This window comes from Pseudomonas sp. NPDC096950 (assembly GCF_044762525.1).
GTDB lineage: Bacteria > Pseudomonadota > Gammaproteobacteria > Pseudomonadales > Pseudomonadaceae > Aquipseudomonas.
On sequence record NZ_JBIWEL010000020.1, the window covers coordinates 38,591 to 60,454 of the forward strand.

Annotated in this window: 15 protein-coding genes; 4 read left to right on the forward strand and 11 right to left on the reverse strand. The window is 63.7% G+C overall.

What is annotated here, in order from left to right:
• The first annotated feature begins 351 nt into the window (after positions 1-351).
• From ACIQY3_RS25275 to ACIQY3_RS25290, 4 genes are read left to right on the forward strand one after another with little or no spacing between them, the layout of a single operon-like run.
• Positions 352-1,248: a hypothetical protein gene (locus ACIQY3_RS25275; RefSeq protein ID WP_403025116.1), complete on the forward strand. Its 897-nt coding sequence runs from the start codon at positions 352-354 to the stop codon at positions 1,246-1,248.
• Entirely contained in the window at positions 1,248-2,129 is an 882-nt protein-coding gene (locus ACIQY3_RS25280; RefSeq protein WP_403025119.1) for a DUF3365 domain-containing protein, read from the forward strand. Before ACIQY3_RS25275 ends, ACIQY3_RS25280 begins: the two co-directional genes overlap by 1 nt.
• Positions 2,130-2,136: 7 nt before the next feature.
• On the forward strand, positions 2,137-3,591 hold the full coding sequence (locus ACIQY3_RS25285) for a serine/threonine-protein kinase (protein ID WP_403025122.1): 1,455 nt from the start codon (positions 2,137-2,139) through the stop codon (positions 3,589-3,591).
• Complete coding sequence (locus ACIQY3_RS25290; RefSeq protein WP_403025125.1) at positions 3,588-4,400, forward strand: PP2C family protein-serine/threonine phosphatase; 813 nt, start codon at positions 3,588-3,590, stop codon at positions 4,398-4,400. The genes ACIQY3_RS25285 and ACIQY3_RS25290 overlap by 4 nt, the downstream gene beginning before the upstream one ends.
• Here the strand turns inward: ACIQY3_RS25290 and tagF are convergent.
• The 11 genes from tagF to tssE form a co-directional block, all read right to left on the reverse strand.
• Entirely contained in the window at positions 4,397-5,080 is a 684-nt protein-coding gene (gene tagF / locus ACIQY3_RS25295) for a type VI secretion system-associated protein TagF (RefSeq protein ID WP_403025127.1), read from the reverse strand. The two genes, ACIQY3_RS25290 and tagF, sit on opposite strands and share 4 nt — an antisense overlap.
• A 9-nt stretch (positions 5,081-5,089) precedes the next feature.
• Positions 5,090-8,665, reverse strand: a complete 3,576-nt coding sequence (tssM, locus tag ACIQY3_RS25300; protein WP_403025130.1) for a type VI secretion system membrane subunit TssM — start codon at positions 8,663-8,665, stop codon at positions 5,090-5,092.
• A gap of 2 nt (positions 8,666-8,667) precedes the next feature.
• Positions 8,668-9,966, reverse strand: coding sequence for a type IVB secretion system protein IcmH/DotU (gene icmH / locus ACIQY3_RS25305; protein ID WP_403025133.1), 1,299 nt, complete (start codon positions 9,964-9,966; stop codon positions 8,668-8,670).
• A gap of 32 nt (positions 9,967-9,998) precedes the next feature.
• Complete coding sequence (gene tssK / locus ACIQY3_RS25310) at positions 9,999-11,327, reverse strand: type VI secretion system baseplate subunit TssK (RefSeq protein ID WP_403025136.1); 1,329 nt, start codon at positions 11,325-11,327, stop codon at positions 9,999-10,001.
• 44 nt (positions 11,328-11,371) lie between these two features.
• Positions 11,372-12,904: a type VI secretion system-associated FHA domain protein TagH gene (tagH, locus tag ACIQY3_RS25315; RefSeq protein ID WP_403025139.1), complete on the reverse strand. Its 1,533-nt coding sequence runs from the start codon at positions 12,902-12,904 to the stop codon at positions 11,372-11,374.
• 42 nt (positions 12,905-12,946) lie between these two features.
• The gene (locus tag ACIQY3_RS25320) at positions 12,947-14,908 is read right to left on the reverse strand and encodes a type VI secretion system Vgr family protein (protein ID WP_403025142.1); all 1,962 of its coding nucleotides are present in this window, start codon (positions 14,906-14,908) and stop codon (positions 12,947-12,949) included.
• 88 nt (positions 14,909-14,996) lie between these two features.
• On the reverse strand, positions 14,997-15,686 hold the full coding sequence (locus ACIQY3_RS25325; protein WP_403025144.1) for a ribosome-inactivating family protein: 690 nt from the start codon (positions 15,684-15,686) through the stop codon (positions 14,997-14,999).
• On the reverse strand, positions 15,683-18,349 hold the full coding sequence (gene tssH / locus ACIQY3_RS25330; protein WP_403025147.1) for a type VI secretion system ATPase TssH: 2,667 nt from the start codon (positions 18,347-18,349) through the stop codon (positions 15,683-15,685). The genes ACIQY3_RS25325 and tssH overlap by 4 nt, the downstream gene beginning before the upstream one ends.
• The gene (tssG, locus tag ACIQY3_RS25335; protein ID WP_403025150.1) at positions 18,342-19,388 is read right to left on the reverse strand and encodes a type VI secretion system baseplate subunit TssG; all 1,047 of its coding nucleotides are present in this window, start codon (positions 19,386-19,388) and stop codon (positions 18,342-18,344) included. The genes tssH and tssG overlap by 8 nt, the downstream gene beginning before the upstream one ends.
• Positions 19,373-21,250: a type VI secretion system baseplate subunit TssF gene (gene tssF, locus ACIQY3_RS25340; protein ID WP_403025153.1), complete on the reverse strand. Its 1,878-nt coding sequence runs from the start codon at positions 21,248-21,250 to the stop codon at positions 19,373-19,375. Before tssF ends, tssG begins: the two co-directional genes overlap by 16 nt.
• Complete coding sequence (tssE, locus tag ACIQY3_RS25345) at positions 21,247-21,765, reverse strand: type VI secretion system baseplate subunit TssE (protein ID WP_403025156.1); 519 nt, start codon at positions 21,763-21,765, stop codon at positions 21,247-21,249. Before tssE ends, tssF begins: the two co-directional genes overlap by 4 nt.
• Positions 21,766-21,864 lie beyond the last annotated feature (99 nt).

Here is a 21,864-nt window from a genome sequence, read left to right on the forward strand (position 1 = left end):
GCAACGACGTTTCAAGCCCAGAGCAGTACATGTTCCACCTTAAGAAAATGCGTGAACTGTTCATATTGAGGAGAAGAACGGATGGCTGTTGGATTTTATTCCCAGCGTCTTTCAAGGCATGTTTCAGCGCCATCCACCCCTTCGCAGGCCATGTGCGCACGGATAAGTGCGTGGGCAGGCCGACGCACGGAGATAACACCTGGGGCAGAGACTTTATTCCATGAATTTGTTCCATGAGATCAGCCTTTTGGCATAGACATAATTGACGTTGTCGTGACGCCCCGAAGCGTTAGGCTGGCGCCACTTCGAAGCGCACTGCGCGCAATGGGCTGTGTCAAAAAGGTCGATACCGTGAAGCAATTTTCCGTGTTCCTGCTGATCGCAGGATTGTTGCAAGCGCCCTCCCTCCTGGCCGCTCCCAGCGGCCAGGGCGTGATCACGTTCGCCGAGAAACCGCTGCGACTGATCCGCACCACGGTGCTCTACAGCGCCAGCTCCGGCACACGCCTGCAAAGCGGCGACCTGATCGAGTCCGACCAGTCCGTCACACAGATCGAAGGACTGGCCACCAGCACGCTGGCATTGGGCCCGGAAACCCGCGTCGAGATTTATTGCAATGGCGCGGTGACCACCCTACATATTCTCCAGGGCTGGCTCAAGGTGCAACCGGCGCCGAGTACCGCTGCCGACAGCCTGGACATCGACACCCGCACTTTGCACCTGGACGTCAGTCGTAGTGCCAGCGTGATACACGTCGGCAACAACCTGGTCGAAGTTTTTGTCGAGAGCGGCACACAACCGCTGGTAGAGCTGGACAAACGCGGCCAGGCCGGGCGCAAGTCTGTCCTCAGCCGCGAGCAGTACAGCCAACGCAAGGGTGACGAGCCGCTACAACCCGCGGGGCGTCCGCCAGGCTCGTTTATCAGCGCAATGCCCAATGCATTTTTCGATCCCCTGGTGTTGCTGTCCGGCAAATCTGTCGCCAATGTATCGCCCAAAAAAATCCGCGACGTCGACTTCGAAGACATCGCCCTATGGCTACGCGCGCCAGGCTTGAACCGCGCAGGCCTGGCCACACGTTTCTCCCCGCGCCTGGCGAACCCGACGTTTCGCAAGACGGTCATCCGCGAAATGGGCGGCTCTCTTGAATGGGAGACCGAGTTGTATCGCTTCGAGAGCAAGGGCCCCGCAGTGAAAAAAACCGCAGGTGCCGTTTCTTCCAACCTGCCGCGGCCTAAGGAAGTCTGATGATGAAGCTGTCGCTGGCTGTCAAATTCAATATCGTGTTCCTGGCGGTTGTCATTGTGGGCTTCGCCGCCAGCAGCCTGTTCACCTACCGGCTGCTGCAAAAAAGCGCTCGCGAAGAGTCTCTCGACAACGCGCGCATGCTCATGGGTGCCGCGTCTGCCGCCAGCGTCTATACCTCGGGGCAGATCGTGCCGCTGCTGGAAAACCGCTTGAAATTCGAATTTCTGCCGCAATCCATTCCCTCGTTCGCTTCCACCGAACACCTGCGCGAGTTGCTCAAGTCTTACCCCGACTACTCGTACAAGGAAGCCACGCTCAACCCGACCAACCCACGCGACAAAGCCACCGAGTGGGAGGCCAACATCGTCAATCAGTTGCGCGGCAAGCCTGACCTCAAGGAATTGGTCGGCGAACGCACCGATGGTGGTGGCCCGTCGCTGTTCGTCGCGCAGCCTATCCAGATCACCGACCCGGCGTGCCTGGCCTGCCACACCACGCCGGAAATGGCGCCGAAAACCGTGGTCGACCGCTACGGCCCGTTGAACGGTTTCGGCTGGAAGCTCAACGAAATCATCGGCGCACGCATGGTCTCGGTGCCGCTGACCGTCCCGCTGGAACGCGCCAACCTGCTCCTGCGCACCTACATGCTGTCGCTGCTGGGGATTTTCGCCTTCCTGTTTTGCGCACTGAACCTGATGGTCCACCTGTTTGTCACCCGGCGCCTGAGCCAGATGTCGAACCTCGCCGACCGGGTCAGCCTCGGCGAGACCAACGTGCCGGAAATGGACACCCGTGGTAACGACGAATTGACGCGCCTGGCGCAGTCGTTCGCGCGAATGCGAACTAGCCTGGTCAGCGCCATGAAAATGCTCGAAGAGTAGCGCGGTCATGCTTGAACAACTGGGTAAATACCGCATCGACAGCGTGCTCGGCAAAGGCGCCATGGGCACCGTGTACAAAGCCTTCGACCCGCACATTGCGCGGGTGGTAGCGCTGAAAACCATTCGCCTGGAACTGCTCGGCGACGATCAGCACGATCAACTGATCGGCCGTTTCAAGAACGAAGCCCAGGCCGCTGGGCGCTTGAGCCACCCGAATATTGTCGCGGTCTACGACTACGGCGAAGACGCCGGCGCGGCTTACATCGCCATGGAGTTTGTCGACGGCACGCCGCTCAACACCTTAATGCAGACGCACCCGCCACGACGCCTGGCGCTCGCGCTGGGGTGGATGCGCCAACTGCTGCAAGCCCTGGAGTACGCGCACTCTCGCGGCGTAGTGCACCGGGACGTGAAACCGGCAAACCTCATGATCACCGCCGAGCAGCACCTCAAAGTCGCGGATTTCGGCGTGGCACGCCTGGACTCTTCGAACCTGACCCAAACCGGCTCGATGATCGGAACACCGAGTTACATGTCGCCGGAGCAATTTTGCGGCACCTTGGTCGACGGCCGTTCCGACGTGTTTTCCGCCGGTATCGTGCTCTATCAATTGCTGACCGGCGAGCGGCCGTTTTCCGGTTCGGCGACCATGGTCATGCAACAGATCCTCAACCAGACGCCGTTGCCACCGTCGAGCCTCAACCCGACCCTCGACCCGTTGCTCGACGCGGTGATCGTCAAGGCCTTGGCCAAGCGCCCGGACGATCGATACACCTCGGCGCAACAATTTCTCGATGCGCTGCAAGCAATGGATGCCGAGTTGCCGGCACCGCAGGACACGGACGATGAGGCCACGCGGTTGATCAGCCCACGGCAAAACGGTTTCGGACAGGTAACGGCCACCAGCCGCACCACGCAATTGAGCTCCGTAGAGTCCAGTGCCAGCGGTGCGCTGGACACTCTTTCGCCTTGGAAACATCAGGCGCGGCCAGAGCTGGAAGCGTTGCTCTCGCACCAGATCGGCCCCCTTGCGCGGCTGCTGGTCAAGCGCACCCTGGTGGCCGCTGACGACTTCGAGGCGCTGTGCATCGGCTTGCTGCCGCACATCCCTTCCGAGCGCGGGCGCGAGCAATTCAGCCAGGCCACCGCCGCCCTCGCCCAGCGCCTGAACCTTATCGAGCCACCGCCCAGCGTCGAGCAGTCGCGCAGCGACAGCCTGATCCAGGCGCAGGCCGAACCCGCCAAGCTCGGCGCCAGCGGTTATGACCCGCAGTTTGCCGCTCTTGCCGAACAGCACCTGACCCGACTCATCGGGCCAATCGCGCGCATCGTGGTCAGTCGCGCCAGTCGCGTCACCGACCGCAAGCCTGCGTTCCTTGAGCTGCTGGCCGAACACATCAATGATCCGCCGATGCGCACGGAATTCATGCGTCTCTTGCACAGCCACGGAAATGCCCCATGAACGACTGTCCACTCGGCGTATCCGGGCCCCATCGACTGACCACTGCCCTGGCCTTCGGTCTCAGTGATACCGGACCAGTCAGGCAGCACAACGAAGACAATTTCCTGGTGGACAGCGATTTGCAGTTGCTGGCGGTGGCCGACGGTATGGGTGGCCATAAAGCCGGCGCCCAGGCCAGCGCCATGGCCCTGGCCACCTTGCACGAATGCCTCAGCCACCCCTCGACGCCGCCCCCGGCCAGTGCCGACCCGGACGCCACTTGCCAGATGCCCGCCATAGGCGCTATCGGCACCTTGCAAGCGGCGATCGAGCAGGTCAACGCGCGCCTTTACGCACAAAACGAAGCGCGGCGTATGAGTGACGGCCAAGGTATGGGCACCACGCTGACCGGGGTCTGGCGCAGCGATCCGAAAGGCCCGCTGATTCTGTTTCATGTCGGTGACAGCCGCTTGTACCGTTACCGCAACGGCGAATTGCTGCAACTGAGCCGCGACCAGACCTGGTACCAGCAAGCCCTCGACGCCGGGCATTTCGACCGTTTGCCGTCACGCAATCTGCTGCTGCAGGCCATCGGACCATCGCGCAAGGTCGAGCCGGAAATCGCCTTGCATCAAGTGCAGCCGGGGGATGTGCTGATGCTCTGCAGTGACGGCGTGCACGGCAGTGTGCCACACCAGGAACTGGCCCAATGCCTGAGCCAGGTCAGCAGCGAGTCGATCGCTGCAGTGTGTGAAGGTTTGATTCAACTGGCTGCCGACTACGGCGGCCGGGACAACGCCACGGTGCTGCTGGTGCTCTGCGAACGTTAAGGCCTTGGCCGCCGACCGCCGAGCATACCGGCAAAGGTCCGCTCGCCCGGCAAGCCGCTGCATACCAGCAAGGACGGTGGAAGCTGCGGCGAACCGTCGGTCCAGAACAGCGCCCGAGCGCTGGATTCGTTCAGTTCCAGCGACCGCAGCCATTCTTCCCAACGCTGCCCTTCAGGCAACTCCAGCCAACACTCACCAGGGCTTGTCGTGCGGCTACGCTCAAGCATCGGTGAGGTACCACGGGACGGTTCGCGCAAGCTGAGCAGCGCGTTATCGAACGCGCTCAGGCAAAACTCCACTTCCAGCGTCGACAATGCCAACGCCTCCAGCTCTGCGTACCAATCGCCGTCCTCGCGGAGTCGCTCCAGCGCTGACACCGGCGGGCCGCCATAGGCCAGGGTCAGCGGAAAACAACGCCCGACCCGGTCCACACTCGGCATCAACACCCCGGCCCAGGCCGGCTCGCCGCATACGCCGCTGGCCAGGGCGAAGCGCCAGATCGGGCTGCACAGATAGGTCGCTTGCCACTGCTCGCCGAGGCATTCGCGGCTGCTGGTCAGGCCTTCCTGCAGCCATTGGTCCCAGGTGTGCAGGAAGGCCGGTGACAAGCGCCGGCTGATGAAATCGCCATGGCTGGCGACCTTGCCATAGAAACCGCTACGCGAAATACGCTGATCCATTCCCGGTCCTTACAGTCGGTTCGGGCAGCGGAACTGCACGAGTGCATCGCGGCGGAACGGATTATTCACGCTGCTGGCCCGCAGTTCGTACTGCACCGTGCGCCCGTCGAGGTTGAACGCCACTTGATAGCGCTCGCCCTGCCCGCCCTTGACCGTGCCTTTGTCCAGCACGTGCAACCAGGCCCAAGGGCCGTCGCTGTTGAGTGCAGCGGCAAACCCGGGCTCGCTCTGCAATTGCACGCGGTCGCCACCCCTGCCGCTTGGCAGCACAATCGGCGTGAAGTTGGCGGTCACACCCGCCTCGTACACCACCGGTTGGCCATCGATATCCAGGGTCACCTTGCTCAAACCGGGATCGGCGCTCAAGGCCTTGAGGTCGAAACGCAGCGACGGTTGCCGGGCGCCGTTGACGAAGAACATGTCGCGCAACTGCGCCGCGCGCTGAAACTGATTGATCACGTCCTGGGACAGGCTCACCGAACCACTGCCCGCCGCACGGGCGCGCCACGGGTTACTGCTCATGTCGACGTAAGGCACCAGATTCTTGCTGAAAAAGTCGTCCATCACGCCACCGGGGCCGAAGAACTTGCCGAAATCATCGGCGGTGATGTCCCGGCTCGCATTGCGCACCAAGGGATAACGACCGTCGATGGCAGCGCGACAGAACGGCGCGCCGACCGAATTCCACAGCGCATTCAGGCGTTCGCGCTCGTTGCCCAGGGTCAGTGCCCCGCCACTGCTGTCGACGTCGCGCAACACCGAGGAAATCGGCACCGGCAGCGTGGTCGCCGCCCGTTTGAGGCGGGTCAGCACTTCCCCCGAAGGCGCGGGCGAACCACTGCGGCGGGCTGCTTCGGCGCCGTCGAAGTACTGCGCGGCGTCCTTGAGCATTGCGCTCGCTTCATCCAGCGGACCGGGTGCCGGTCTGTTGACCAGGCTGTGCAACGCAGCGAAATGCGGGTCGACCGGATTGCCCGAAGTGTCGAGCGGCGTTTCGCTACGGTCGTTGCTGCCCAGTGCCGATTCGAGTTTCCTGCGCGCTTCGTCGAAGCTCTTGCGCACTTGCGGATCGACGTCCTTGTCGGCCTTGGCTTTCAGCGCGCCTTCCAGGGTGGTTTCACGAGAGGCCAGTTGCAGGAACGACCGCAGCGGCGAGTCATTGCCCGCCAGCGCGCCGCTGACCAGCGCCGCCTGGTCGAGGCCGGTAAACGGCACCAGTTGCACGTCGGCGAGCAAGGCGTCCCATTGACGGATGTACTCGGCGTAATACAAACCCAGCACCGCTTGCTGCATGGCTTCGGCATCGGCGGCGCTGGTTTTCTCTTCCCTGCCCAACACCCAATTGTCCTTGGCCATTTCAGCCACGGCAGCGCCGCTGCGTCCCACAAATTCACGGTAACCGGCGACGCTGAACACGCCGCTGACGCCTTGCGACAAGGGCGTGCCGCTGCGGCGCACCAGCAGCGAGGACACGTCGCGACCGGCCGCGCCATTGACGCTCGACTCCGGCAAGCGCAACGTCGCAATCTGGCGCTTGAGGCGGTTGTAGGTGCGCTCGGCCAGCGGCATGCTCACCAGGGTCTGGCGCACCTTGCTGATCAACGCCGCGTCCAGTTGCACCGGTTCGGCGCTTTCATCATCGGCATCGAGCAACGCCTGAACGTGCTCCGACAGGCGTTGAGCTTCAGTGGCTTGCGGCACTTCACGGCGCCAATCCACTTCGACCCAGGCCTGCACCGACGCCGCGTCGAAGAACTGCCGCTCGCCGAGCATCAGGTACACGCGCAGGGTTTCGTAGAGGAAATCCTGATTGCTGGCATCGCCACGGCGCAAGGCGCTTTCAAGGTTGCTGACGATGTGCGGCAACAAGGTGCCGCGTAGCAGGCGCCGATACAGATTGATCGCGCCAGTGCCGAGCTTGTCGCCTTGATACAGGCCCAGGCGATTGAGCAGCGGCACCGAATCATCGCGATGGGCGAAGCCGGCCGGCAGCTCGCGGGCAGCGATCAACAGCGGCAACGTCACCAGCACCGTGCCTTGGGTCGGCAGTTCGCGGGCCTTTTGCGCGACGTCGGCCACCGCCACGGCCGAGGCTTGTACCAAGGCTTCGTTGCGCTGGTAACTGACCGTCAGACCGAGCACCAGCAACAGCGCCGTGACCCCGATCAGCACCATCGCGCCGCGCAACCACAGGCGTTGGCGGCGCTCCTGCAAGGGATTGACCCCGGCCAGCCCGGCTTCCTTGAAAATCACCTCGCGCATCAGCCGCGTGATGAAGTAGCTTCGGCCGCTGCCAAACCCCGCTGGTAGCACATTGCGACCGAGGCCAATGGCTGCCGCCAGTGACGACATGACCCGATCGATCGGGCTGCCTTCCTGGGTGCCGCTGGTGAAATAGACCCCGCGCAGCAGCGCCGGGTCCTGGTAGCGATTGGGTTCGAACACGGTGTTGAGGAACCGTGTCAGCACCTCGCCAATCCCGGCGAATTGCTGCGGGAAGCTGTACAGCAAGGCTCGCCGTGACAGGTCGCGTTCCTGTTGCATGCGCTCCAGTACCCGGCCGTGCAGTTGTTTTTCCAGGGCATCGAATTCGCCAGGGAAGCTTGCCAGCGCTGCGCCGGGCAATTGCACCTGATCGCCCTGGGTCAGCGGGAACGTCACGCCCCACACTTGCGAGCGTTCTTCCCGGCCCATGGGTTCGAAGAACTCGGCAAAACCGGCGAGCAAATCGCATTTGGTGACCACTACATACACCGGGAAATTCAAACCCAGCCGCTCATGCAATTCCTGGATTCGGGCGCGAATTGCCTGCGCCTGGGTCTGGCGCTGCGCCTCGCTCTGCTGCAACAGATCGCTGACACTGAGGGCGACGATCACCCCGTTCACCGGGCGCCGACGGCGATGTTTTTTCAACAGATCCAGGAAGCCGAACCACGCCGCTTTGTCGACTTCGGTGTAGCTATCTTGAGTGGTGTAGCGCCCGGCGGTGTCCAGCAGCACCGCTTCATCGGTGAACCACCAGTCGCAATTGCGCGTGCCGCCGACGCCGCCCACCGCCGCTGCGCCGTGGGAATCGCTTAAGGGAAATTGCAGGCCCGAATGGGTCAACGCTGTGGTTTTACCGCTGCCGGGCGCGCCGACAAACAGGTACCAGGGCAGTTGATACAAATACTGGCTGCTGAGTTTCCAGCCCGGCGAGGCCTTGCGCAGCACCGCCATGGCGCTGCGCATGCGTTCGCTGAGCAGCGCCACTTCAGCTTCCGAGGCCTTGGCCCCGGCATGTTTGTGCGCCGAGGCTTCGTCGCCGGCGACTCCTTGCATCAGCAAGCGGTTCGCTCGCTGCACCCGCCACAAAGCGATCACCCACCACAGCGCCCAGACAAAAACCAACAAACCGATCAAGCGCCAGCGCCAGGCTTCCGGAGCCAATGGCTGACGACCGTCGAACGCCAGCAGCGGGCCTTCGTACCACACCAGCAACGAGACCAGGACCACGCCAATCAGCGACAGCAGCCACGGCTTGCTCAGCCAGTTCGAATAGCGCCTGATCAACGACCAGGCATTCCAAATATTAAAAATACCCATGGTTACTGCGCCTGTGCGGGAACGAGCAAGGTGATGTCGACGCGACGGTTGCGTGCGCGATTGGCCGGTGTGTCGTTGTCCACCAGCGGTTCGGTTTCACCGCGGCCTTCGGTGCGGTAGCGCTCGGCGGGGCCGGCGCGTTCGGTCAATAAACGCGCGACTGTTTTCGCCCGGGCCAGGGACAAGTCGAAGTTCGACGACAGCCGCGACGACGCGGACGGCCGCACGTTATCGGTATGCCCGACCACCACCACCGCGCCAGGCTGACCGGCCAAGGCATCGCCGATCCGCGCCAGCAACGGCTCGAACGCGCTCGACACTTCTGCGCTGCCGGAACCGAACACGCCATCGCCGCGAAGGGTGATCACCGAGCGGTCGGCGCTTTCCTTGACGCTGACCAGGCCTTCGGCGATCTCCGGCGCGAGGAAGCCCGAAACCCGCACCGGTGGTGGCGTGATGGGTGCGACCACTGGCGGCAACGGCGAGACCACGCGCACTGTGCCCATTTGCGCGAACACCGGATCGGAGTCGCGGTTGAGCAACCCGTTGTACGTCAGTTGCAGCGTCAGCAGCAGCACCGCCGCGACCGCCGCCAACACCCACACGGGCACCAGGCGCAGCATCGAACGCTGCTCGGTCACGGCACCGCGCCAGCGTGGCGACAAGTCCTGTTCCTGCACGCCGCGCTGCTGGCGAATCAGCCCGAGCAAGCGCTCACGCAGGGTGCTCAACTGCTCGAAGCCCTGATCGATCACTCGATAGCGTCCTTCGAGGCCGAGGGCGATGCACAGGTAGTACAACTCCAAGACATCGATATGGCGGCCAGAGTCCTGGCAAAGCCGTTGCAGAATTAGGAAGAACTTCTCGCCACCCCAGGCTTCGTTGTGAAAGGTCACCAACAGACTGCGGCTGTTCCAGACGCCGGCGCCCCACGGCGTGCTGGAAATGGTTTCATCGACCAGGGTGCACAGCGCGTAGCGAGCGGCGGCCACGGTTTCGGGGTCCACCTTGCTGGCGCGGGCCTGGGCTTCGAAATGCTGCATCGCCTGAACCAGCCGCTCACGCAGTGCTTCCATGTCCGGCGCGTTGTTGAGCGAACGCAGCGGCACCACCAGGTCCAGCAGAGGGTTGGCCGCGCGCACCAACGGGTTGAGGCCCTTGCCATTGAGCGACAACCGTTCAGCCACCGGCCGCACCGGGTTCGCCGAGCCGGAAGCAGCATTGCGCCGGCCACCGGGGTTGGGGATCAGCAGCGTGCGGTCGGGGTCTTGTCCTGCGCCGAGAGGATCGTTCAGATTCACGTCGATTTACCTTCGCTTTGGCGGGTCATGGTTTAGTTGCGGATCGCCCAGAACTGCATCTCCAGCCCTGGGAACGCGCCCGCCACATGCATGGCGAAACCCGCCGAATTGGTCAGTTGTTGCCAATAGTCGCTGGCGCGATCGAGTTCGAAATAGGTGAACCCTGCATGGAACGGCAACTGCCGTGGCGCCACCGGCAACGGGCGCAGGGCGATGCCGGGAAGTTGCAGGTTGACCAGGTCGCGGATCTTCTCCACCGAACCGATCTTGACCTGCGGCGGGAAGCCGCTGCGCACCGCTTCGGCCGGCATCTGCGCATGCACCGCCAGCACGAAGGTGGCCGAACGCAGCAGTTGCGGGTCGGGCACCACCGCCACGCGGATGCCGAACTGGCGCTCTTCCAGCGGTATTTGTACAGCGCGGGCGTCGATCACTGTGGCCAGAGAGCGGCGCAGGTCGACCATCAACGGCGCGAAGCTTTCCGCCAGAGCGGCATGGCGATACACAGGGTACGTCGCACTGCGTTTGTCGGGACGGGTGAAGGTCGCCAGTTCGCCGGCCAATGGCGCCAGCGCCTGATACAGCGCCTCCGGGTGCAGGCCGGTCATGCTCGCCAGGTGACGGATCAACGGCTCGCTGCGGTTGAGCACTTGCAGCAGCAGGAAGTCGGAAATCTCTGCCGCGCCGCTGCCACCGGGCTGCGACAGACGCATCGCCATGGCTTCGCTGCGCTGGTGCAGCAAGCCCAGCAGTTCCTCCAGGAAATTCACCAACAGCGGCGCCGCGTTGACCTCCAGGCACGGTGGGCAATATTCGGGGTCGAGTACCACACGCTTGTCGGCGCGACGTTCGATCACCTGCGCCACGCCGAGGCTGGTGTAGGCGTCCGCCACATCGTTGGCAAAGGCCAGGCGCAGACGTTGTTTGCCCACGGTCATCAGCGCACTGCTGTCCAGGCCGTTGCTGTCCCAAGCTTCGTATCCCACGGCACGATGGCGGGCGAAGTTTTCCGCACTGGGCCGATCATCGACCTCGGCCACGCCATGCCGTTGCGTCGGCAATGCCAGCACTACGGTCATGTCGCGGGCCTCGGCGGGAATCTCCAGGGGTAACGGCATTTCATCGAACGGCAACCCAACCGGAGTGCCGTCAGGCAACACACCGCTGTAGGTTTTCAGCGCCACTTTTCCGAGCGCCAGATGCTGCTCGTCAAGTTCAAAACGGCTGAAACCCCAGCCATAGGCGCGCAAGGCACCGACCCGGGCTTCGAGCTGTGCTTGCAGAAAACGGTCGTGTTGCTGCAGGTGCTGCGGTTGCAGCAGCATGCCTTCCGACCAGACGACTTTACTGTTCCAGGACATGTTCGGTTCTCGCTTGAATGAGTGGGCGTGATTGGCGACGTGGCCTAACGGGCGGCGCGCAACCGGGCGATTTGTTGTTGGTAGGCCAGGGCGAATCTCTCGCCGAAGATGCGCTGCACATCTTCATCACCGTCGCGCACCAGGTCGGCGTAGAGCGCGGTCAACAGGTCCCACAGCCGGGCCTTGCGGGTGCCCGGCATCAACTTGTCGAAACGGCCGGGCACGGCGAGACGCTGTTCGATCCGCGCCGGTTCGAAGCGCTGCACCACTTCCGCCAGTGCCGCGCGCATGCCGACGATCACCGCCAATTCATGGGCCTTGAGGTCATCGAACGCCGCCGCCAGCGCGCTGACGCCGGGCAGGTAGGCCGGGGCATCGGCGATGAGCATCTGGCTCAGGGCACTTTCCGGGTTGGGGAAAAACTTCAACGGGTTGTTCGAGCGCGCGCCGATCATGGTCATGTCGATGTGGCTGTCGCGCTTGGTCATGGCCCGCGCCAGCAGTACGTCCATGGTTCCACCCACGGCTTCGCGGAGCATTTCCCCCACCAGCCGCGCCAGGTCACGAGGCTCGCGGCTGGTGCGCAGGTCGGGCAAACCGAGGCCTTCGAGCAGCCCTTGCAGCACCCCGTCATCGCTGGGTGCGGGGACGCTCGGGGCAGGTGCTGGCGTGGGCGCCGCGGTTGCAATAGAAGTCGGCTCGACGGCTGCTGCGACTGGCACCGCGTCTGGAAGGGTGGCAGGCGCTGGTGACGGTGCAGCCAGGAAATCCGCCAACGGATCGTAGTCCGCGGGAATCAGCAACGGCGTGACCACCGGCACTGCGTACGCAGTCGTCACGGGCGCGACCGCCGGGGTGATGAGGGGTGACGGCAACGCCTGCAGTTCCGGTGACAGATGATCGTTTTCCGCGCCACGGAACGCCGGGCGCAGTAGCACTTCACGGGGATTGCCCAGCCCCGGCATCCGCGCTTCGTGGGTCTGGGCGAACAGGTTCAGCCCCAGCGGATCGTCCAGCGGCAGTTCGGCTTCGATCAGCGGCCCGTTCTCCAGAATCCGTGCCGCCGCCAAGGCGTCCGGCAGGCTGGTCGAGGGGCTCGGTGGCGAGACATTGGGCTTGGGCGCCGACAGGGTGTCGATGGTCGGCAACGACGGTGCAGTGCTGACCAGCGGCAGAGCCGCGGCGGGTTCAAACACCGCCAGAGTCAGGTTCTGGGTCTGGCTCGCCGAGTCATCGTCCGTCACCGCCGCTTCGACCGCAGTCTCGGCTTGCATTTGGACTTCCAGCCGATACTCGCCGATGACGATGCTATCACCCTCCTCCAGCCGGGTTTCCTGGCCATTGCCAAGCAATCGGTCATTGACCACGCTGGGGTTGCTGCCGATGTCGGTGAGGAAGAACAGCTCACCGCGCTGCTCGACCCGGGCGTGGACCCGGGAGATGTATTTGCCGGGATCTTCCAGCACCAGGTCATTGCCTTCGGCGCGGCCCAGGGTGCCGGAGCTGGAGGCGATAACGCAGTAGCGCCCGGCCAGAGGCTGGTCACGGTAGCTTTTCACCTGAAGTATCAAAGGCATGTCGGTCTCCTGAGCATTAAGCTATGGCGGCGCGGGCTGGCGTTATTGCTTGCCATCGTCAGCCTCTTTGGGTTTGAGCGGAGGGGCGGTCGGCTTCGGCCGCGACGCCAGCACCAGGGCGTTTGCGGCGGTCGCGGCCTGGGGCAACGGGATCGGCAGCATCGAGGCGATGATGGCCGGACCGATGGTCAGGAACGACGCACCGGCCTTGAGCGTGATGCTCGCGCCCGCCTCGATCACCACGTTCATGCCACCCTTGATGTGTACGTCCATGCCGCCGCTGAGGCCCAGTTTCAGGCCCGCGTCGAGGGTCATGTTGGTGCCGGCGGCCACGGCCACATCGCCGCCGGCCTTTTCATTGCGATCGCCGGCCACCGCCAGGTGCTGGTCGCCACCTATCTGCTCGCGCGAGTCCTTGGCGACCATCGAATGGCGATCGCGACCGACCCAGTCCAGCGAGTCCTGACGGATGCGCTGGTCGAGGTCCATCTGTGCATGGATGAACACCTGTTCGGCGCCCTTCTTGTCTTCGAAACGCAGCTCGTTGTAACCAGCGCCACCCTTCGAGGAATTGCTCTTGAGGGTGGAACGGGTGGCCTGCTCCGGCAGATTGATCGGCGGCATCCTGTCAGCGTTGTAGACGCTACCGGTGACCAGCGGTTGATCGGGATCGCCTTCGAGAAAACTCACCACCACTTCCTGGCCGATGCGCGGGGTGTACAAGCTGCCCCAACGCTTGCCGGCCCAGCCTTGCGCGACGCGCACCCAGCAGGAACTGTTTTCGTCGTCCTTGCCTTCGCGGTCCCAGTGAAACTGCACCTTGATCCGGCCATAGGGGTCGGTCCAGATTTCCTCGCCGCGCTTGCCCACCACGATGGCGGTTTGCGGGCCGTGCATCAGCGGTTTCGGGGTGCGGCAGTCGGGACGAAATTCGAGCTGCTTGGGCAGCGCGGTGAATTCGCAGGTCAGCACCGGTTCCGGATCGTCCGGCGGTGTCGGTTCGTAGCGGTCCGAAGACAAGCGATAGATCGCGCTGAGGATCAGCACCTGGCCGTTCTGGTCGCCGCGCGGGTGTTCAGTGAGGCTGAACAACGCACCGGGAAAGAGCCCGCGTGCGCGGGTGGCGCCTTTGATCCGGCGATAGCGGCTCTGCAAGGCGTCGAGCCGGGTGCGTGCGTAGGTTTCGCCCTGCGCGCGCTCGATGTAGCGCCCCGGATAGTCGTAGCGTTCGTGGCGCGACTGGCCATACGAGCGCACCTGCGCCGACTTCACCAGCAGGCTGGCCGAAGGCTTCTCAAAATTGAAGTCCTGCAACACATAGCCGCCGGATTCGACCTCGCCGCTCTGGCGCCAGTCGTAGATCACTTCGCTTTCGCGCATGGTCTGATCTTCCGCCGGCAGGTAGCGCACGCTCTCGTACCCCTTGGCCGGCGCATGGGCGGCGTAGGAGTCGGCCAGTACCAGGGTGTGACGCCCGGCGGCGCTCTTGAAGAAGTAGTAAATGCCCGCCTGCTCCATCAAGCGGCTGACAAAATCGAAGTCGCTCTCGCGGTACTGCACGCAGTAGACCAGCGGCTTGTAGCTGGCACTGAGACCGCTGGTATCGACGTCGGCGATGGTGTACGGGGTAAACACCTTCTTGAGGATGTCCGGCACGTTGAGGTTCTGGAAAATCCGGCAGTCGCTGGCCAGCGTCAGGAACCACAGCCACGGCCGCACCGTAGCCTGATAGGTCGAGAAGCGACCCTGGCGCCCGGTGAATTCGAAGCGCGTGACCAGGCCGCTGAAATAGCGTTCGCCGCCGTCGGGCTGGTCGACGGTGACCGTCATCGGCGTCGACAGCAGGTCATCGATGGCCAGGTCGGCGCGCTCGCTGTACAGCTCCAGGCGATAGTCGCTGAGTTCGGACAGGGCTTCGCGAGCGTCCATGCGCCGGAACAGCAGCACATCGGCGCTGAGGCTGCACTTGACCTGGATTTCGCGGTTGATCTGGGTAGTGGCCATGGGTTCGGTCTACGTAAAGGCAAGAGCCCGCGCAGTGAGCACGGGGTGGCAGGCAGTCAAGGCGCAGGACGCAGGCCTCGCGTTGTGGTCATCCGCCATTGCTGCCCCCTGCTTGTTTATTTGTCTTGATTTTCCAGCCCTTGACCTTGCTGCCACCTACGGCCGGGACCTCGGTGGGAATGTGCTTGACCCAAACCTTTGCACTGCCCGCGGCGGTGTAGTCCTCCCACTTGGTGAACAGGTTCCGCCAGTCGTCCATCGGCTTGTACTCGGTGACACCGCCGCTGAGCAGGCGCGCGATGGTGTGTTCCACTTCCTTGAAACGCGCCGCCTCGGCGCAAGCCACGGCTGCAAACGACAGGGTCTTGTGCAAGTGCAAGTCTTTGCCGCCGGTGAATGAGCTCAAGTCGCGCAACGCAAGCGGCGTGGCAGAATCAAACCGGGTGTCTGCTTTGTGGGTGCCCATTTCAGGATGGGTACCGAGCATCTTCAGAGGCTGCACCTTGCCGTCGATCAACCCCGGCGCGACCGGCCGATGCGGCGCCTCGGGAAACGAATCGGAGAAGTAATACCAAGTCCCGTTCCTGGCGAGAAAACCATCGATGTAAAGGGTTCTGCGTGACATCAGCAGATTTGCCTCAACAGGACCTCCAGTCTCCAGCACCAGGTCGAGCCGGAGAAAACCCGAACGACCACCGATCGCCAGCACGCTGCGCAGTTGCTCGATGGAATCGGTGTAGGCCCACTTCTGCGACGTCAGTCGAATCTGGACGATCATGCGGTCTCTCCTCGGCGCGCCTCGAAGTCATAACTGAACTCACCGTCCTGCACACCGACCGCGACCTGAGTGGCCGGGTCGTTGCGCAGCAGGCGGTTGAGAATTTCGCAGCTGATCGCCGGCAGCACCGAGTTGGTCAGGATCGCGTCGATCATCCGCCCGCCGCTTTCCAGTTCGGTGCAGCGGCTGGCGATCAGCTCGACCACTTCGTCGCTCCAGGTGAACGGGATTTGCTGGCCGTCGGCGATGCGTTTTTCGATCCGCCCCAGTTGCAGGCGAATGATGCTGCCGAGCATGGCGTCGCTCAGCGGGTAATACGGGATCACCACCAGGCGCCCGAGCAAGGCCGGCGGGAACACCTCCAGCAGCGGCATGCGCAGGGCCTTGGCGATGTCTTCGGTGGGCGGCACGTTCTGCGGGTCGCGGCAGGCGAGGCTGATCAGCTCGGTGCCGGCGTTGGTGGTCAGCAGGATCAAGGTGTTCTTGAAGTCGATCACCCGGCCCTCGCCGTCCTCCATCCAGCCTTTGTCGAACATTTGGTAGAACAACTCGTGTACGTCCGGGTGAGCCTTCTCCACTTCGTCGAGCAACACCACGCTGTAGGGCTTGCGCCGTACCGCTTCGGTCAACACACCGCCCTCGCCGTAACCGATGTAACCCGGCGGCGCGCCTTTGAGCGTCGATACGGTGTGCGCTTCCTGGTACTCGCTCATGTTGATGGTGATGACGTTCTGCTCACCGCCGTACAAGGCCTCGGCCAGGGCCAGCGCGGTTTCTGTCTTGCCGACACCCGAGGTGCCGGCGAGCATGAACACGCCCACTGGTTTGCCGGGGTTGTCGAGACCGGCGCGGGAGGTCTGGATGCGCCGGGCGATCATCTCCAGCGCGTGGTTCTGGCCGATGATGCGCTGGGACAGGCGCTCGGCCAGTTTCAGCACGTTTTCGATTTCATTCTTGACCATGCGGCCCACTGGAATTCCGGTCCAGTCCTGCACCACCGCAGCGACGGCTTGTTCGTCGACGGTCAGCAGCACCAGCGGGCTTTCACCTTGTTGCTCGGCTAATTGGTCCTGCAACTGGCGCAGTTCAACCAGGTGCGTGTCGCGTTCTTCGGTCGCGTCGATGTCGCGTAACTGGCTGCGCAGGCGTAGGATCTGCTCGACCAGCGCCATCTCGGCGTCCCAACGACTGTCGAGGCCATCCAGGCGCACACGCTCATCAACCAGCAACGCCTCGACGGCGGCATGACGGGTCGCGGTGGCGAGGCCGATCGCGGTTTCGCGTTCGATGATGCCCAGCTCGGTTTCCAGGGATTCGATGCGGCGGCGGCAGTCATCGACTTGTGCCGGAGTGGCGTGCAGGCTGATCGCCACGCGCGCACAGGCAGTGTCGATCAGGCTCACCGCTTTGTCCGGCAACTGGCGCGCCGGGATGTAGCGGTTGGACAGGCGCACCGCGGCCTCCAGTGCCGAATCCAGCACCTGCACGTTGTGGTGCTGCTGCATGGTCTCGGCTATCGCGCGCAACATCAGCAAGGCGCGGGCTTCATCCGGCTCATCGACCTGCACGGTCTGGAAGCGCCGGGTCAGCGCCGGGTCTTTCTCGATGTGCTTTTTGTACTCGGCGAAGGTGGTGGCGCCGACAGTGCGCAAAGTGCCACGGGCCAGCGCCGGTTTCAGCAGGTTTGCCGCGTCACCGGTGCCCGCCGCACCTCCGGCACCGACCAGGGTGTGGGTTTCATCGATAAAGAGCACCACCGGTTTGCTGCTGGCCTGAACCTCATCGATGACATTGCGCAGACGCTGTTCGAACTCGCCTTTCATGCTCGCCCCGGCTTGCAGCAAACCGACGTCGAGGACCAGCAGTTGCACGTCCTTGAGGCTCGGCGGCACGTCACCACGGGCGATGCGCTGAGCGAAGCCTTCGACCACCGCCGTCTTGCCGACGCCGGCCTCGCCGACCAGGATCGGGTTGTTCTGCCGCCGACGCATCAGGATGTCGATCAGTTGGCGGATCTCGTCGTCGCGGCCGACGATCGGGTCCATCTTGCCACTGCGCGCCTGCTCGGTGAGATCGACGGTAAAGCGCTTGAGCGCTTCCTGGCGACCCACGGCGGCGGGTGCCGTGGCGCCAATCGCTTCGCCGGGCGAACCAGCCTGAAAACCGTCGCTGGCCTGCATTTGCGCTTCCGGCGAGCTGTCGAGCAGTTCGGCGAAGCGCTCGCCGAGGTCTTCAACCTTGATTCGCGCAAACACCGGCGATACCGCCAGCAAGGCGTTGCGCAGGGTCTGGGTTTTCAGCAGGCCGATGATCAAGTGCCCGGAACGGACCTGCGATTCGCCGAACATCAAAGTGCCGTAGACCCAGGCGCGTTCCACCGCTTCCTCCACCTGCGACGACAGGTCGGAAATCGAGGTCGAGCCTCGCGGCAGGCGATCCAGCGCCGCCGTCAGATCACGGGTGAGCACCGCCGGGTCAATGTCGTAATGACCGATGATCCGCAGCAGGTCCGAGTCGGTCAGTTGCAGCAATTGGTGCAGCCAGTGCACCAGCTCGACGTAGGGGTTGCCGCGCAACTTGCAGAACACGGTGCTGCTTTCGATGGCCCGGTAGCACAGCGGGTTGAGCTTGCCGAACAGGGCAACGCGACTGATATCAGCCATGGTCTGGTCCTCGTGATGAAGTGGGTGCGGGTGCCGCGAGACGGCGTGGGCTGACCACCAATTGGCGGTCGTCCCGGTCAGGTGTTGTGCTGCTCAGCCAGGTGCTCCAGCCCAGGCGCGCATCGTGTCCGAGGCGCAAACCCGGCACCTGTTCCTTGCGCAGGATCAGGTTGACGTCCCATTCCAGGGTCAGCCCGGCGTACTGCCGCACCCAGGCTTCGAGCCGCTGCATGCCGGGCTCACCGGGCAGCAGGCCGTGGGCCTGCACCAAGTCCAACGGACCGATGACCAAGCGGAATTTGTGCTGAGCGTTCCAGACTTTCTTGCCCAGCACCGTGGTCATCCCCAGCACCTCGGCATCCGGCCCACTGCGCAAGCGAGCGATGCCATCGGCAGGCAAGGTCATCCAGTGGCCGACGAAGGTCTGCACCTGCACCGGCACCTGGAAGAAATCACTCAACAACGCGCCAAGGCCTTCGGCGTTGCGGTTCTGCGGACTCAGGCGCCCGGCGTGGTGCAACTTGGCAATGTCAGGCGCCGCATCGCGACCGCGCAGCGACGGCATGCCGAGGCCGATCAGTGAGGCGACGTAACCGGCAAAACGATCGTCCTGCGGGCGGTCCAGGCTGACCGCTGGCTGCGCGCTGGCCCAGGCGCGGTAAAACAGGCTGATCATGCGGTGGTGAAAGATGTCGCAGAAGCGCGCCAGCGTCGGGTCATTGAGGTTGCGCTGGCGATCGCGGATGTATTCGGTCAGATGCACCGGCAACGGCCCGTTGGCGCCGAGCATGCCGAACAGGTTGACCAGCAACCGAGGTGCTTGCTCGGTATCGCCCCGTTGCAGGCCGGCCAGCATGGCCGGCTCGAACGCCAAGGACGGCGGCTGGCCGAAACGCAGCGCTTCGTCGGCCGGGCGGCGGGCCTGGCCGATGCGCGGCAGATCGCCGTAGGCGCATTCGAGCTGGCGCAGTGCGCCGTGAAAGTCGAACGCAGCCGGCTGCTGTTCCAGGCGCTCAAGCAGCGCTAGAGGATCTCGCATCGTCCCACCCGCGTCGGCCATTGCATGATCAGTCCACGGGTTTCGCTTTTGATCAGCGTTTCGGTGAACGAATTGAGTGACACGTATTTGGCGAAGAACTGTTCCAGCACCGAGCCCAGCACAAACACGCCACAGCCTTCGAAGGCGCTTTCGTCGAACAGCACGCTGATCTGCAAGCCCCGGCCATAGGTGATCGGCCCCGGCAGCGGCAGGCGCCGGACGATGGTCTCGGCGGTGACCGAACGCAGGCCCTCGATCTGTTTGTGCGCTGGCGTGTCTTCGCTGCCGCAGTACAGTCGCAGCATCTCGCGCAGGGCGCTCGCGCCCTCCTCCGGGTTCTGGTCGAGCAGCGACAAGTAGTTAAGCGACAGGTGACTGACCAGACGCCAGGCCGTTTCGCCTTCGGCATGGGACGGTGCCGGCACGGTGGGCCCGACGAGACAGCGGGCAGCACGGATCGGTGCACCGGACTCAACCGTGAAATCGGTCTTGCCACTGCCCACCGGCATGCTCAGCACCAGGTCGCGGTTGGTGCACAGGGTGTCGATGCCCAATTGACGCAGGCCCGTGCTGTACGGCGCTTCCCTGGCATCCACCAACGACAGGAACAGTTCGCTGCCCATGTAGCTGGAGCGCGGCCCTTGCCGACGTTGCTGATCGGACAGCCGACGGCTTTCGCGACGCACCTGGTAATAGGCGTTGCGCGGTGTGGTGCCTTGCAGATCGTTGCTGCGATAGAACGAGGCAAACGTCTGCTCCGGCTCTGCGCCGCTGCCATAGCCCGTCACGCCCTGGATCTGGTAGATCTCGTAATCCATCGGCCGGGTGCGGTCCGGGACGACGTGGTAATCCGATTGCAAATCGCTGAGGTGCACGCGGTCGGCGCGCTTGTGAAACAGGTTGATCGCCGGGGTGCAATGCAGGGCGAAATGCGCAGCGCTGACCACTTGTTCAAACGAGGGGTCGAAACTGCGAAACAGTACGGTGATGTCAATCTGCGCGCTGTCGCAGCGGCTGACGGCGTCCGCCAACCCACCGATTTCGGCGAACAGAAAGCGTTGCGGCAAGGCGAAATATTCCTGCAGCAGACGATAGCCCTGAAAGGTTCGCGGGCCGACCGGCAACAGTGCTTCCCCGTCACTGTGCCCCAAGGCACGAATCGATGATTTGGGCAGGATTTCATGCCAGCGGTTGGCGTCCTGCACCGGCGCCACCAGGATGCCGACGGCCTGACTCAGCAGATGTTCGAGCAGGCGTCCCGGCAGGGCTTCGCCACCGCGCAAGTGCAGCGGCAAAGCATCGAGGCCTGTTTCGTTGAACATCAGTCCCGCGCCGACCCGCAACCGCAGGCGCAGACCGGCCTTGACCGGACCCAGGCGCGACAGGTCGACGCCGCCGACCTGGCCAGAACAGGCGAAATAGCGCGCCTCGGCAATCTCGATCGGCCACAGCGTGACGTCATGAGCGGTGCGCCATTGGCAGGCGGTCTGGTCGCCCTTGCCAAGCTGACCGTTCAAGGCACTGCCGCGCGGCACGGTGAAGCCTTGGGCGAGGTTGCCCTCTTCGGTGTCGGCTTGCAGTTGCACCACCGCCATCGAGGGCGTAGGTGCGAGGTAATGGGGATACACCAGCTCCAGCAAGTGGTTGGTGAAACGCGGGAATTGCGCATCGATTTTCAGCTGTACGCGAGCCGCTAGAAAACTGAAGCTTTCCAACAGACGTTCGACATAAGGGTCGGCGCAGGCATAGGTTTCCAGCCCCAGCCGCCCGGCCACCTTCGGATAATCGCGGGCGAATTCGCCGCCCATTTCCCGCAGGTGCTGGAGTTCGCGTTCGTAGTAGCGCAGCAGTCGGGCGTTCATGAGGCCAGGCCTGCTTCAAGGTCGAACACCCGCACGTCGCCGGCTTCGAGGTCCAGTTCAGTTTTGAGGTAGAGACGTTCCGGCAAGGGTTGGCCCCAGAGCTGCCCGTGGATTTCGAAGGCGACGTGGTTGTGGCTGGCGTGGGCGTCGGCGGACAGCACCGGCACCACCTGCACGCTGTCGCGCAAAATCCGTGGTTCGAAAGTCCAGATGGCCTGGCGAATGCGTCGGCCCAGTTCACCGCGATCAAGACCGGTCGCGGTGCGCCCGGAAAGGTCCGGCAAACCGAAATTAAGCACCGATTGCGCCGTCAGCGGATAGGCATCAAGTGGCTGCACGCTGCCCAGGCTAGTGCTGTTAAGCAGCCAGCCGAGGTCGCGCAGCACCGCTTTGCGCAAACCGCGCATCGACAGCACACGCTTGTCGCGCGCCTCCTGGCGTTCGTGCGTGGCGTCGTCGCTGAGGCGATCAAGCAACGACGGCTGCAGGCGCACTTTGCTGGTCAACTCAGCCATGAACGAGGTTCCGCGCAGTGAAAAATTGGATCGGGCTCATCGACACACCTTCGAAAGAATCAGAAGACCGACGCCGTAGCGTCGGCCTGCACGAGTGCA